Annotated in this window: 10 protein-coding genes; 3 read left to right on the plus strand and 7 right to left on the minus strand. The window is 63.5% G+C overall.

All coding sequences use genetic code 11. The features are described from left to right. Positions 1 to 386: 386 nt before the first annotated feature. Both ACVJ6E_RS12175 and ACVJ6E_RS12180 read right to left on the minus strand, forming a co-directional pair. Positions 387 to 2180: a hypothetical protein gene (locus ACVJ6E_RS12175; protein ID WP_147421801.1), complete on the minus strand. Its 1794-nt coding sequence runs from the start codon at positions 2178 to 2180 to the stop codon at positions 387 to 389. A 210-nt stretch (positions 2181 to 2390) separates the two neighbouring features. Beyond that, positions 2391 to 2861 (minus strand): Lrp/AsnC family transcriptional regulator, encoded by a 471-nt coding sequence (locus ACVJ6E_RS12180; protein WP_067217655.1) that lies wholly within the window; start codon positions 2859 to 2861, stop codon positions 2391 to 2393. A 225-nt stretch (positions 2862 to 3086) separates the two neighbouring features. On the opposite strand from ACVJ6E_RS12180, the gene ACVJ6E_RS12185 reads away from it, so the two are divergent. The 3 genes from ACVJ6E_RS12185 to ACVJ6E_RS12195 all read left to right on the plus strand — a co-directional run bounded on the left by ACVJ6E_RS12185 (position 3087) and on the right by ACVJ6E_RS12195 (position 6061). After that, complete coding sequence (locus tag ACVJ6E_RS12185; RefSeq protein WP_120267064.1) at positions 3087 to 4115, plus strand: mitochondrial fission ELM1 family protein; 1029 nt, start codon at positions 3087 to 3089, stop codon at positions 4113 to 4115. 20 nt (positions 4116 to 4135) lie between these two features. Next, the gene (trxB, locus tag ACVJ6E_RS12190; protein WP_120268272.1) at positions 4136 to 5101 is read left to right on the plus strand and encodes a thioredoxin-disulfide reductase; all 966 of its coding nucleotides are present in this window, start codon (positions 4136 to 4138) and stop codon (positions 5099 to 5101) included. Between the two features lie 63 nt (positions 5102 to 5164). After that, positions 5165 to 6061, plus strand: a complete 897-nt coding sequence (locus tag ACVJ6E_RS12195; protein WP_120267063.1) for a LysR family transcriptional regulator — start codon at positions 5165 to 5167, stop codon at positions 6059 to 6061. A gap of 689 nt (positions 6062 to 6750) precedes the next feature. Here ACVJ6E_RS12195 and msrP read toward each other — a convergent pair. The 5 genes from msrP to ACVJ6E_RS12220 all read right to left on the minus strand — a co-directional run bounded on the left by msrP (position 6751) and on the right by ACVJ6E_RS12220 (position 14213). Beyond that, positions 6751 to 7716 (minus strand): protein-methionine-sulfoxide reductase catalytic subunit MsrP, encoded by a 966-nt coding sequence (gene msrP / locus ACVJ6E_RS12200; RefSeq protein WP_120267062.1) that lies wholly within the window; start codon positions 7714 to 7716, stop codon positions 6751 to 6753. A 148-nt stretch (positions 7717 to 7864) separates the two neighbouring features. Then, positions 7865 to 9250, minus strand: a complete 1386-nt coding sequence (locus tag ACVJ6E_RS12205) for an MDR family MFS transporter (protein WP_120267061.1) — start codon at positions 9248 to 9250, stop codon at positions 7865 to 7867. A gap of 155 nt (positions 9251 to 9405) precedes the next feature. Beyond that, positions 9406 to 10548, minus strand: a complete 1143-nt coding sequence (locus ACVJ6E_RS12210) for a PQQ-dependent sugar dehydrogenase (protein WP_120267060.1) — start codon at positions 10546 to 10548, stop codon at positions 9406 to 9408. A 123-nt stretch (positions 10549 to 10671) separates the two neighbouring features. After that, on the minus strand, positions 10672 to 12741 hold the full coding sequence (locus ACVJ6E_RS12215) for an elongation factor G (protein ID WP_120267059.1): 2070 nt from the start codon (positions 12739 to 12741) through the stop codon (positions 10672 to 10674). A gap of 272 nt (positions 12742 to 13013) precedes the next feature. Next, positions 13014 to 14213, minus strand: coding sequence for a pyridoxal phosphate-dependent aminotransferase (locus tag ACVJ6E_RS12220; protein ID WP_120267058.1), 1200 nt, complete (start codon positions 14211 to 14213; stop codon positions 13014 to 13016). Between the last annotated feature and the right edge of the window lie 135 nt (positions 14214 to 14348).

Below are 14348 nucleotides of genomic sequence, written 5' to 3' on the forward strand. Positions count from 1 at the left end.
CCACAGAGGCTGCCTCTCTTGGCAAAGCGCCTCCGCTAACGCCCTCGGCTCTGCGATCCCGCATCTCCGCTGCGCTGCGTGCGGGATGACGCTGAAGAGGTGTGCGAGAATGATTGGAAGAACGCTTTCGAGCACGCCGACAGGCTCTCAAGCCCATCGCGACCGCTCTGGGAACGAGTGGCCCCCGGATCTCCGGCTTCGCCTGCGTCCGGGGTGACGTCGAAGAGGGTGGCGCGGCCATGCGTCGGCAGTCATGCGTCGTGCCGCTCACGCCTCACCAGCCTCCGCCCCGTCGAACAAATTTTCCGACAGACGAATACCATCTCCGCACACCTCTTCAAAGTATCGTATTTACTATCTAAAATAATTCATACGAAGAATCAATTTTATCTACACGTTCTAAGCGAGTATTTCTCACGAAATTCTAAGATAATTTCTTTCTGTGATTTAGAAAGACGATAATCCTCATTCTGAATAATAGATAGCCGATCGAAGTCGTCAAAATCCGTGAGTGCTACTATTTTCAAGAAAGTGAGATCTCCCACAACCGATTCGTCATCCAAAAGCTGATGGATCGCAGCGCTATTGATTTCCCCGACTTCTGCCAATCGGCACAGAGCCACCACTGCGGTTCGATAGCTTCCTGCCTGCCAGGTACGAAAAGACGAGTATTTCGGGGTGTCACGAGTCTCGAAGGCGGTTTTGGACGATCGAAATACCGCACGCAGAATAGGAAACGCTTCCTTGCCCAGAGCGGGAACACCAGCGAAGGCGAAAAAGGTCGCATCGATGGTGAGCGGATCATTCGCGAGCGTTGCCAATTGATTTTTGTGCTTCAAGAACTGGTCTGGCGGCAATTTTGCGATTGCGCGACCTGTGGAGCTCAAAGAGCTTCGAACTTTCTGGAGACCTTCGCTGTGCGCTATGTCTGCGTAATGCCGTGCGGCGGTAAACAGGCTCTCCGATAGAATAGACCATTGTTCAGTCGTATTCGGATTTAAGGCCTCGATCAGGCCAGGGGCGAGGTTGTGGGAAGCGAAGTCCTCCGACTCGATGAGGTTTCTCGCAATTTCAAAAGCGACTGCGGATCTATCATGTCCTTTTAGAACAACGCTTCTCACGTAACTCCAAACCACGGACTTTTGTTGAGTGGTGAGCTGCCCCTTCTTCAGGAGAGCCAGAACTCGGTTTCTGTAGGCCGGGTCTTGTAGAACGCTACGAGCTTCTAACAGTTGTTGTTCGGAGAGAAACAGATGCTCAAGCGCACGCATTGCCTGTATTGTGATCCTGCGACGGATGTACCCGCGTTCCGCGCTGGTTTGAGGTCCTCTTGCAATCGAAATTGGTGCCAAAATCGGCTTCGGCGGAAATGCGGAAGTCGCGGTAAATTGAAAGATCTTGGAATATTTCCCGTCCGAGAGCGCGAAAACGCTTGTTCTTTCGGCGTATATCGCCTCCGCAAAAGGATTAAACCCTAAAACTTTGATATTTTTGGTGGATTCTCTCTTATCACGTGTCACAAGGATAAGATCCGGCACAATTGTTTCGCCTAAAAATTTCCTGATGCAACGGCCATTCTCGGCAAAATACGTTCTCAAATCGCCAGCAATACCCCATGCGGGATATTCACAAGAACCCAAATTCACCGGTAAAAGCTCGAACGAGTTACCCTTGAATTCGATCGGAAGCTCACCTTCCGCGGGACCTTTCGAGAAGGTAACTTTACGTGCGCCAGCCAAGAAAATCAGCGTCTCGCAGACGTGACCGCATTTATTTGCCGAGCCTTCACCAATTACAAAAACCGACTTTCCTGAAAAATCAATACTCTGAATGATATCCTCCGATGTGAGAGTCTTGGCCGTTGCAGTCAAATGAATTTCCATGATTTGGCAAATAACGGCGGATAAACCCAACGCGAGCAGGATACTCAATATTATGCTTCTTCCGATCTTGGAAGGCCAAACATAGACTTGCAGGAAGTAGAATGGCAGCGAAAGAGCCAGCGTCAGACCAACGGTCGGAATTACCCCAACAATGACTGCGACAGGGATCGTGATAAGCCCCATCAGAAGATGGAGGGTAAAAGTGGACCCCGGACCAAGCATAAAAACACCATAAATCACGACGAGAAAAACAAACGCAGGATAGGCGAAGACGGAAAATCTGCTGTTTGACGTCATAGCACAGTCTCATTTCATTTATTTCTGATTTAAGCTTGCAAAAATTAATAACCCCAACGTAAAATTAAATCGTCTGGAGCAGGTTGATGTGGTTCCTGGATACTCCCACGCTGTTTGGCGAAGCGGATTGTTCGCGTTCCGTCCTGAGTTTCCTTTGCGCCGCGCCGAAACCCTTGGGCGAACTCTCTCCGGAAGGAGTAGCACGCCCCCTCACTCCTTCACCGGCACCACGGGTTCGTTCTTGGTCTGGCGAATGGTGAGGGCCGTGCGCACGCTGTCGACATTGGGCGTGGCGGTGAGTTCGCGGATGATGAAGTTCTGGAAGGCCTGGAGGTCCGGCACCACGCATTTCAGGAGGAAATCTACTTCGCCGGACAGCATGTAGCTTTCGCGTACCTCGGGCCAGCTCTTGACCTTGTCCTCGAAGGCGTTGAGGTCGCTTTCGGTCTGCGAATGCAGGCCGACCATGGCGAAGGCGGTGACGTCGTAGCCGAGCTGCTTCTCGTCCAGCAGGGTGCGGTAACCGGTGATAAGTCCGGCCTCCTCCAGCGCGCGCACGCGGCGCAGGCAGGGCGGTGCGGAAATGCCGACGCGCCGCGCCAGCTCCACATTGGTGATGCGGCCATCCGCCTGCAGCTCTTTCAGAATGTGCCAATCAATCGCGTCGAGGCGAATTTTCACGCTGGTCTCCTTCACAAATCGCTGGCACAGACATGTCGTCACCCCATCCGCCACCGCGGCGGCCGGGCCGGTCGCCTCGCCCACGTTCCGGCAGGCGGGAGGACCGGCCGGACGGGCAAGGGACGCGGTGCCAGGCACACGATGGGGCCGACAGATCGTGCCTCCTGTTCATCCGGGCACTTATGATTCTTTGCCGAAACCTGCAATACTATATCAACACAGGTCATGACGAAGAAATATCCGGAAAGCGAAACCTCACAGGAACCGGCGGCCGCCTGGGTGCTGACCGACGGGAAGGCCGGCGACGAGACCCAGTGCCTGGCCGTGGCCGAAGCCCTGGGGCTGGCGGCCGAGCGTCGGCGCGTGGCACCGCGCGCGCCCTGGTCCTGGATCATGCCGCGTCTCGGCCTGATCGACCCGCGCGAGGCGCCCTCGCGCCCCGGCAGCCCCATCGCCCCGCCCTTTCCCGATCTCGTCATCGCCTCGGGGAGGCGCGCGATCTCCTATCTCGCCCGCATCAAGCGTGACAGCGGCGGGCGCACCTTCACCGTGTTCCTGAAGGATCCACGCACCGGCACCAAGGCGGCGGACCTGATCTGGGTGCCCGAGCACGACCCCTTGCGCGGGGACAACGTGATCGTGACGGCAAGCGGCCCGCACCGGTTCTCGCAAGACCGCCTTGCCGCCGCGCGGGCTGCGCCCCTGCCGGACATCGCCGCCCTGTCCCATCCGCGCGTGGCCGTACTGGTCGGCGGCGACAGCCGCAACCACCGTTTCACCGACGGGGACATGGCGGAGCTTGCGCGCGGGCTGGCGCAGATCGCCGAGGATGGCGCCGCGCTGATGATCACCGCCTCCCGCCGTACCCCGCCGGCGCTGGCGCGCGCGCTTCGCAAGCTCGCGGACAGCGGGCCGCATGTGATGTGGGACGGGCACGGGGACAATCCGATGCTCGACTACCTTGCCAATGCGGACGCGGTGGTGGTGACGGCGGACAGCGCCAACATGGTCGGCGAGGCGCTGGCGAGCGGGCGGGCAGTACATGTTTTCCACCCCAGCGGTGGACACCGCAAATTCGATGCGTTTCTGGGGGCAGTTTCGGCAAGGAACGCCGTGCACCCCTTTCCCGGACCGCTTAAAGTGACTACCTGTGAGCCGATGGATTCTACCCCCGTGATCGCCAAGGCGATCCGGCAGCGCTTGGCGGCGCATCGCGCGAGCTTCGCGCAAGAACCGACCGGCGAACGAACATGACAGGCAAGGACGACGAGGCGATGGCCGAACAGCACCACAAACTCCTGATCGTCGGCTCCGGCCCGGCCGGCTACACCGCAGCCGTCTATGCGGCACGCGCCATGCTGGAGCCGGTGCTGATCACCGGCATCCAGCCGGGCGGCCAGCTGACCATCACCACCGAGGTGGAGAACTATCCCGGCTTCGCCGACCCGATCCAGGGTCCCTGGCTGATGGAAGAGATGCGCAAGCAGGCGGAAAACGTCGGCACGACAATCGTTTACGACACGATCCTGTCGGCCGACCTGTCGGTTCGTCCGTTCCGCCTGACCGGGGATAGCGGCACGGTCTACACCTGCGACGCGCTGGTGATCGCCACCGGCGCGCAGGCCAAGTGGCTGGGCATCCCGAGCGAGCAGGAGTTCATGGGTGCCGGCGTGTCGGCCTGCGCCACCTGCGACGGCTTCTTCTATCGCGGCAAGGAAGTCATCGTGGTCGGCGGCGGCAACACCGCCGTGGAAGAGGCGCTGTATCTCGCCAACCTCGCCTCCAAGGTGACGGTGGTGCACCGGCGCGATTCCTTCCGCGCGGAGAAGATCCTGCAGGACCGCCTTGCCCGTAACGACAAGATCGAGGTGATCTGGGACAGCGTGGTCGAGGAAGTGCTGGGCGGCGGCATGCCGAAGGCGGTCACCGGCGCGCGCATCCGCAATGTCCACACGGGCGAGACCCGCGACATTTCCGCCGACGGCTTCTTCGTCGCCATCGGCCACGCGCCGGCGGCCGAGCTGTTCAAGGAGCAGCTGAAGATGAAGCCATCCGGCTACATCTGGACCGCGCCGGACAGCACGGCGACCTCCATCCCCGGCGTTTTTGCCGCCGGCGACGTCACCGACGAGATCTACCGCCAGGCGGTGACAGCGGCCGGCATGGGCTGCATGGCGGCCCTGGAATGCGAGCGCTTCCTCGCCGAACTGGAGATTGCGGAAGTGCAGGCCGCCGAATAGGCTGTCTTCCGGGAGGCTTCGGCCTAAATCGCTGGAAACTGACGAGAACAGGCAGAGGGTGTCGTGCCGCTTGACTGGGACAAGCTGAGGATTTTCCACGCGGCCGCGCAGGCCGGCAGCTTCACGCATGCCGGTGACATGCTCAACATGAGCCAGTCGGCGGTCAGCCGGCAGGTCAGCGCGCTGGAGCACGACCTGAAGGTCCCGCTGTTCCACCGGCATGCGCGTGGCCTGCTGCTGACCGAGCAGGGCGAGGTGCTGTACCGTACCGCGCGCGAGGTGTTCATGAAGCTGGAGGCCGCGCAGGCCCGGCTGACCGACAGCCGCGAGAAGCCCACCGGCGCCCTCCGCATCACCACCACCGTCGGCCTCGGCTCCACCTGGCTGACCGAGCGGCTCAACGAGTTCATCGACCTCTATCCGGAGATGGACCTCAGGCTGATCTTCGACGACGACGAGCTCGATCTCGGCATGCGCGAGGCGGACGTGGCTATTCGCCTGCGCCAGCCGACCCAGCCGGACCTGATCCAGCGCAAGCTGTTCACCGTGCATTTCCACGTCTATGCCGCGCCGAGCTACATCCAGCGTTTCGGCGCTCCGAAGTCCGTCGCCGCCCTCGACGGCCACCGGATCGTCACCTTCGGCGAGCATGCCCCGCCCTATCTGCGCGACATGAACTGGCTGGAAACCGCCGGTTTGCCGCCGGGCGAGCAGCGGCGTTCGGTGCTGCGCGTCAACAACGTGGTGGCGATCAAGCGTGCGGTCCAGCGCGGCATCGGCATTGCCATGCTGCCCGATTATATCAACGAGGACAGTTCCGGCCTCGTGCAGCTGCTCCCCGAGGCGGAGGTGCCGAGCTTCGACACCTATTTCGTCTACCCTTCCGAGCTGAAGAACACTGCGCGCATCGCCGTGTTCCGCGACTTCCTGCTGGCCAAGGCAGAGCGCTGGACCTACTGAGCCAGGCTCGCCGCGCGCCCCGTTCTTGCTGCACCGCAAAATTGCGAAACAGGCCGCAACGCACCCCTCCATGCGGTCATTCGAGCATCCTTGCGAGCAATCCTGCGAACATTTCGAATGCCGACGCAGCAGGCATCGGCGTTTCCGCTGCCGCATCCGGCGGCACGGAGCAGCTGCGACAGGCTGCCGCACTGGCGTGAAATCAGGCACTTCGCCCGCCATCCGGGCACGATATCCGGCCGACATGAACCCTTACGCAGGGCTGACGCGACCGCCTTGCGGAATATGCATAGCAGCCCTGCAAGAGTGCTTCTTGCATAGGCGCGTTGTGCACTGCATATAAGCAACAGGCTGTTGGTCTGCTTCGTCGCTACCTCCTCCCAGCGACGTATGATGCGACCAGCTGTTCCCCTCTGGAAGGTGATTTCGCCACGCATGTGGCAAAATCGAATAACTGCCGGGCCTCTTGGCCCGGCATTTTTTTTGCCCGGATCACAGCCGCTTGACATGCTGAGGACAGGGCCTGTCGTTTTCGACTGCCCTCCCATTATGCCACCAGCCCCCAGGCGGTGGATTAGATTTCCGGCATACCGGCGCCTTGCCCGGGACGCCGCGCCAAGCAAAAGGCCCGGCGCAGAGCACCGGGCCTTCGGATCGTCTGGAGAGAGCGGCCGAGCGGCGCGCATCCCTCACATGTAGAGGTTCTCGCCCTCCAGCCCCTTGTAGAGGGTGGCGACCTGCTCGCCATAGCCGTTGAAGAGCTGGGTCGGCACCTGCTCGCCCGTCGGCAGCAGCTGCTCACGCGCCTGGCTCCAGCGCGGATGCGAGACCTCCGGATTGACGTTGGCCCAGAAGCCGTACTCCGCCGACTGGATCTCTTCCCAGAAGCTCACCGGGCGCTCCTCGACGAAGGAGAAGCGGACGATCGACTTGATCGACTTGAAGCCGTATTTCCACGGCACCGCAAGGCGCAGCGGCGCACCGTACTGCTTGGCGAGCGGCTTTCCGTAAACGCCGGTGACCATGAAGGCGAGCTCGTTGGTCGCCTCGGCCAGAGTCAGCCCTTCCACATAGGGCCAGGGATACCAGGACGCCCGCTGGCCGCTGGCCGTGTCGGGATCCATGAAGGTCTCCATGCGCAGGTACTTCGCCTCCGGCTTGGGCGAGGCAAGACGCACCAACTCGGCAAGGGGGAAGCCGGTCCAAGGCACCGCCATCGCCCAGGCCTCGACGCAGCGGAAACGGTAGAGCCGTTCCTCCAGCGAGACCTTCTTCATCAGATCGTCGAAATCCAGCACCTGCGGATTGTCGCAGAGCCCGTCGATCTTCACCTCCCACGGGCGGATCTTCAGCGCCTGCGCGGCGGAGGCGATCTGCTTGTGCGAGCCGAACTCGTAGAAATTGTTGTAGACGGAGGTGACGCCTTCCGGCGTGATCTCGCGGTCGAGCGTATAGGCCTCGTTGCGGTTTGCCGGATAGAGCCCCGCATTGGGGTCTTCCTCGGCAAAGGCGTGGCGCGGGAGCCCTGCCCCGCCGGCGATGGAAGCGCCGGCGATGCCGAGCCCGGCAAGAACCGAACGGCGATTGAAGAAGACGGCCTCGGGCGTCGCCTCGCGCTCGGGCAGTTCCCAGCTGCGTTTGCGGATGATGTTCATCGTGATGCGTCCTCTTCCAGTCCCTTCAGGACGCCCTTTGCAGACGTCTGACACCGTTTGACCTAGCGTGCGCACCCCATCCCGGCAAATCAAGTGCGGTTGAACGGCCCGTGCGGACCCCGTGAGCGAGCGCCGCCGGCACCCGGTGTCACGGCATCTCGCGCAGCCGGTGGCCCGAGGCTTCCTGCCCCGCCGAAGCAGGCAGGAAGGCGAATATCGGCACGGAGATCAGCGCCAGCACCGCTGTCACCGCAAAGGCGACATGGAAGTTGACGAGGCCCAGCGTGTCGCCGGTGACCCAGCCCGTCGCCTCCAGCACGAAGCCGGCCAATGCCACGCCCAGCGCCAGCGAGACCTGCTGGAACACCGAACTGAGCGCCGTCGCCTGACTGGCCTCGTTCTCCTCGATGCTGGTGAACGCCAGCCCGTTCGACGAGGTGAAGAGGAAAGAGCGGGTGAGACCGGCGCCATAGAGCACCAGGACGAAGATCCAGATCGGCGTGCCGGGCACGAAGCCGATCATGGCGAAGGTGAGCAGCGCGCCGCCCAGCGAGGCGATCACCAGCGCCATGCGGAAGCCGACGGCCGCAAGAGCCCGCTTGACGATGAACTTCATCGAGATGGCGCCGAACGCCCCGGTGAAGGTGATGAGGCCAGACTGAAAGGCGTTGTAGCCGAAGCTCGTCTGCAGCATCAGCGGCATCAGGAACGGCATGGAGCCGGACGAGATGCGGAAGATGTTGGTGCCCAGCACCGTCAGGCCGAAGGCGCGGTTGCGCAGCAAGGCCGGATCGAGGATCGGGTTCGCCCGCCGCCTTGCATGCAGCAGATAGGCAAGCAGGGCGGCAAAGCCGATGATCGTCGTCACAAGTCCCACCGCCGGCGGCAGGGCCGGCAGGCTGATTACCGACAGGCCAAAGACGATGCCGGCGGCCGCCGTTCCGGTCAGCAGGAAGCCGGTCCAATCGAGCTTCGAGGTCTCGCGCCTCGGGATCTCCGGCAGGTAGATGCTGCAAAGCCAGATGCCGGCGAAGCCGATGGGCACGTTGATGATGAAGATCCAGTGCCAGGACAGATAGGTGGTCAGGAACCCGCCGAGCGGCGGCCCCGCCATCGGACCGATCAGCCCGGGAATGGTCATCAGCGTCATCGCATGCACCAGATCCTTCTTCTGGAAGGTCCTGACGAGAATGAGCCGGCCGACCGGCACCATCATCGAGCCGCCCATGCCCTGCAGGAAGCGCGAGAGCACGAAGGTCAGCAGAGAATTGGAGAAGGCGCAGGCGACCGAGCCGATGACGAAGACGACGATGGCCCAGCGGAACACGCGCTTGGCGCCGAACTTGTCGGCCACCCAGCCGCTGACGGGAATGAAGATGCCGAGCGCCACCAGATAGGACGTCAGCGCCAGCTTTAGCGCAATGGGGCTGGTGCCCAGGTCCTCAGCGATCACCGGCAGCGAGGTGGCGATGACGGTGGAATCCATCATCTCCATGAAGAACGCAAAGGCGATGATGAGGGGGATGCTGTTCATGTCGACCGGAGGCGCGGCAGGGGAAGGGATCGGGGCCGCACGTCCTCAATAGCCCGAAAGCGATTGTCTGCAAATGCATGAAACGGCAAAAGTGCCGCGACCGGAGAGCTGAGAGACCGGGCAGAGCCCGGCCCTCCTGCCCGTTGTCGGCGCGATCAGGGCACGCCGGAAATCCGGTAAATCCCCCCCTCGCCCTCGTCGGTGGAAAACCACAGGGCGCCGTCCGGCCCATTGCGCAAGGTGCGGATGCGCCCGTACTCGCCAGCGAGCAGCCAGTCCTCGGCAACGATCTTGCCGTCCGCCACTGCGAGCCGCGAGATCAGTTGATCTTTCAGAGCCCCGACGAACAGGTTTCCGCGCCACTCCGGCACTGCATCGCCGGTGTAGAAGGCCATCCCCGACGGGGCGATGGACGGATCCCAGTAATACACTGGCTGTTCGTAGCCCTCCGCCTCGGTGCCGACGCCGATGCGGAGCCCGGAATAGTGGCGGCCGTAGGAGATCACCGGCCAGCCGTAGTTCTTTCCCGCTTCCGGAATGTTGATCTCGTCGCCCCCCCGTGCCCCATGCTCCACGATCCACAGCCTTCCGGTTTTCGGCTCGATGGCCGCGCCCTGGATGTTGCGATGACCGATGGACCAGATCTCCGGCAGGGCCTCGCCACTCCTCGCAAACGGATTGTCGGGCGGGATGGACCCATCTGCGGCAATCCTGAGCACGGAGCCGGCATGATCCTGCGGATCCTGCGCACGGTCCTGCTGGCCGCGGTCGCCCAAGGTGACGAAGAGCGTGCCGTCGGGCGCAGAAACGATGCGCGAGCCGAAATGCCGCCCGCCGGACGTCTTGCGGTTCATGCTGACGAGGACCTTCACGTCCTCCAGCTGCGCGGCACCGTCTGTGACCACAAGACGGGCGCGTGCGGCGGCCGTGCCTGTCCCGCCCGGCCCCGGCTCGGAGAATGTGAAATAGATCGTGCGCGTGTCATCGAAGTCCGGAGCGGCAACGACATCCAGCAATCCGCCCTGCCCGGAGGCACGAACCTCCGGCACGCCGGCGACCTCGATGCGACTGCCGCCATCGGGCGAGACGATGAGCATCCGTCCCTCGGCCTCGTTCACCAGAAAGGAGCCGTCTGGAAGAATGTCGAAGCCCCAAGGATAGGACAGGTCGCCGACGACCTGAGTGACCGAGAAATGGGTGTCGCCGGACGTATGCACGGTCTGGGCGGAAACGCTGACGCAGGCGGCGGCAAGAACTGCGCTGCCCGCAAGAACGGTGGTGACCAATCGCAAAGACATTCTCCCTCGGCATGAAATCCGAACCCCGCGGAAAATAGCTAGGGTGCGAGCAAGCGAAGACAATCTATCATTGTAAAAGAACGGGCGGGGCGCGCCAACGGCACGCCCCATGCCCCTGTCGTGTCACGCGGCCTGACGGCCGTGCCGGGCAAGCACCAGATCCGCAGCCTTGCCGGTCAGCTCCGCCAGGTGATCGAAGCGGCTGGAATAGGTGGCGACACCCGCCGTCGCCGAGCGCAGCTCGACGATGAGGCCGGACAGCTCGGTCGCCGGCATCAAGGCCTGCACCTCGTCCCAACCGCTCCATCCCGGCCTTGCATCGAAGCCGAGCAATTGCCCGCGCCGCGCGGAGACGATGGCATTGATCCGCGCCGTCGCCTCGCTGGGACAAGCGATGGTGACCTGGTGGACCGGCTCCAGCAGAACCGGCCGGCAGTCCGGTAGCCCTTCGCGCATCGCCTGGATCGCCGCCATGCGGAACGCCTGGTCCGAGGAATCGACGCTGTGATAGGACCCGTCGGTGAGTGTCACCGCGATGTCGACGGTGGGAAAGCCCAGCGTTCCGGTCTTCAGCGCCTCCTCGACACCGGCCCGCACCGACGGGATATACTGCTTGGGGATGACGCCGCCGGTGATTGTGTCGTCGAAGACGAAGCCCTCGCCGCGCCCGAGCGGGCGGATATCGATGGCGACATCGCCGAATTGGCCATGGCCGCCCGACTGCTTCTTGTGCCGGGCACGCACGGAAGCCCCAGCGCGGATCGTCTCGCGATAGGGGATCGCCGGCTCCCCGGTCTCCACCGCAAGGCCGTATTTGGCGGTCAGCCGTTCCAGCGCGACGCGCAGGTGCATCTCGCCCTGACCATCGAGACGGGTCTCGCCGGTGTCCTGGGCCTGCGTGACGACAAGCGCCGGATCCTCCTCGCAAAGCTTCGCAAGCGCCGCGGATAGCTTTACTTCGTCGCGGCGCTCGCGCGGGGAAATCGCAAGGCCGAGAACCGGCTGCGACATCTCCAGCGGAGCGAGCTGCGGCGCCGGGGCCGTACCGCCCAGCGTATCGCCTGTCCTGACGCCATCGAGCTTGCCCAGCCCGACCGTATCGCCGGCCTCCGCCTGCGGGCGTTTGGTCGCCTGCTGCCCGTTGACCCGGTAAAAGCCGGAAATGCGCACCTGCTCGCCGTCGGGCCGGGTCAGCGTGTCGGCATCGGCAAGCGTGCCCGCGAGCAACCGCGCGATCGACAGCTTGCCGGCATGCAGCGTGTGCACCGTCTTGAAGATCTGCACGATCGGGCCGGCCTCGTCGTCGATGCCGAGGCGCGCGCGCGTGGCGGCAACACCTGGCGCATCGTGGCGCAGCGCCTTGAGCAGCCGGCCGATGCCGTTGCCGTGCTCTGCAGAGCCGAACAGCACCGGGCAAATCAATCCCCCGCGCATCTCGGCGCCGATATCGGCGAAGATCCGCTCGCGCTCGGGCGAGATATCCTCCAGCAAGGATTCCATCAGAACGTCGTCGTGATCGGCCAGCGTCTCCAACATCGAGAAGCGCGCCTCCACCTCCCGCGCCATGGCCTCGTCGGGGATATCGATCAACTGGCTTTCGGCATGTTCGCGGTAGACATAGGCCCGCTCCAGCGCCAGATCGATGAAGCCGGTGGCGATGCCATCGTTCCAGATCGGGATCTGGCGCAGAACCAGTGGCACCGCCGAGGCCGGCTGCAGCATGGCCAGCACGTCGCGCAGCCGCGAAGACGTGCGGTCGATCTTGTTGAGGAAAAGCAGCCGCGGGATGCCGCGATCTTCCAGCTGCTTGAGGATGACCTGCAGCGCTGGCACCTTCTTCTCGTCGGCCTCCGCGACGACGATGGCGAGGTCGATGCCGGGCATGACCCCGGCCATGTCGCCGAGAAAGTCGACGGCGCCGGGGCAATCGAGAAAGGTGAAGCGCTCGCCCAGATGCTCCGCCTCGGCCACGTTGACCTCGACGCTCATGGCATGGGCCCTGGCTTCCGGTGCGCCGTCGCCCACCGTGTTGCCGGCTCCCACTGTTCCCTGTCTTGCTATGGCCCCCGTGCGGGCGAGCACCGCTTCCAGCAGCGTGGTCTTGCCGCTGCCGAACGGCCCGAAGATCCCGATGCACCGGGGCCCCGTTTCCCTGCCGCCGGCTGCACCGCCATTCACCCTGTCTGCGCCCATGTCGCGTCTCCTTCTCCCGTCGGCCCCGCAGGGCCGCTTGTTGTCAGGAGGAGCCGGGCGCGGCTGACCTAGCGGCACCGCGCACCGGCGCCGCCGCCCGCCGACAGCGGGCGGACGTTGATCGTCGCGCCGATGCCGCAGCGAACGCAAGGGAAACCTGTGCCGCACTGCGGCAATCCGGGCGCTTGGGGCCCGCAACCACGCACAAAAGAAACGGCCGGCGACATCGCTGCCGCCGGCCGGAGGAAAGGCTCGAAAGCGCCTTGCGCGGCTTACTTCAGATTGCCGCAGAAGCGCTGGATGCGGGTGCAGGCTTCCTCAAGCGCCTCGGTCGAGGTCGCGTAGGAGATGCGGAAGTTGGGGCCGAGACCGAAGGCCGATCCCTGGACCACGGCAACGCCCTCGCTCTCCAGCAGCTCGGTGACGAAATCCTCGTCGGTCTCGATCACCTTGCCGGACGGCGCGGTCTTGCCGAGCGTGCCGGCGCAGGACGGGAAGACGTAGAACGCGCCTTCCGGCGTCGGGCAGCTCAGGCCCTTGGCCTGGTTCAGCATCGACACGACGAGATCGCGGCGGGCCTTGAACACCTCGTTGTTGGCCGGGATGAAGTCCTGCGGGCCGTTCAGCGCCTCGACCGCCGCCCACTGGGCGATGGAGCTCGGGTTGGACGTCGACTGGGACTGCACCTTGGCCATCGCCTTGATCAGCTCGACCGGGCCGCCGGCATAGCCGATGCGCCAGCCGGTCATGGCATAGGCCTTGGAAACGCCGTTCACCGTCAGCGTGCGGTCGTAGAGCTTCGGCTCGACCTGCGCCGGGGTGGTGAACTCGAAGCCGTCATAGACGAGGTGCTCGTACATGTCGTCCGACATCACCCACACCTGCGGATGACGCAGCAGCACATCGGTCAGCGCCTTCAACTCGTCGCGGGTATAAGCGGCGCCCGACGGGTTGGACGGCGAGTTGAAGATGAACCACTTGGTCTTCGGCGTGATCGCCGCTTCCAGCGCCTCGGCGGTGATCTTGAAGGTCGACTTGTCCGCCTCCACGATCACCGGCTCGCCGCCGGCCAGCAGCACCATGTCCGGGTAGCTGACCCAGTAAGGGGTCGGCACGATGACCTCGTCGCCCGGATTGATGGTGGCGATCAGCGCGTTGTAGAGCACCTGCTTGCCGCCCGTGCCGACGGTGATCTGCGACGGCTCGTAGGAGAGGCCGTTCTCGCGCTTGAACTTGGCGCAGATCGCCGCCTTCAGCTCGGGGATGCCGTCGACGGCCGTGTACTTCGTCTTGCCCTCGGTGATCGCGGCGATCGCCGCCGCCTTGACGTTCTCCGGCGTATCGAAATCGGGCTCGCCCGCGCCCAGGCCGATGACGTCGCGCCCGGCGGCCTTGAGTTCGCGAGCCTTGTTGGTCACGGCGATGGTAGCGGACGGTTTGACGCGCGAAAGTGCGTCGGCGATGAAGCCCATGATGCTCTCCCGATGAGGCAGGTGCCCGATGAGGCAGGTGGTTGAAGGCGCGCGGGAGACTACTTCCCGCGCTCCTGCCATGCAAGGGAGGATGGCCGCAATCTCGCGGATTTCCGCGGAAGCCGGCTCGCCGCC

Source organism: Stappia sp. G46H5W (genome assembly GCF_058448995.1).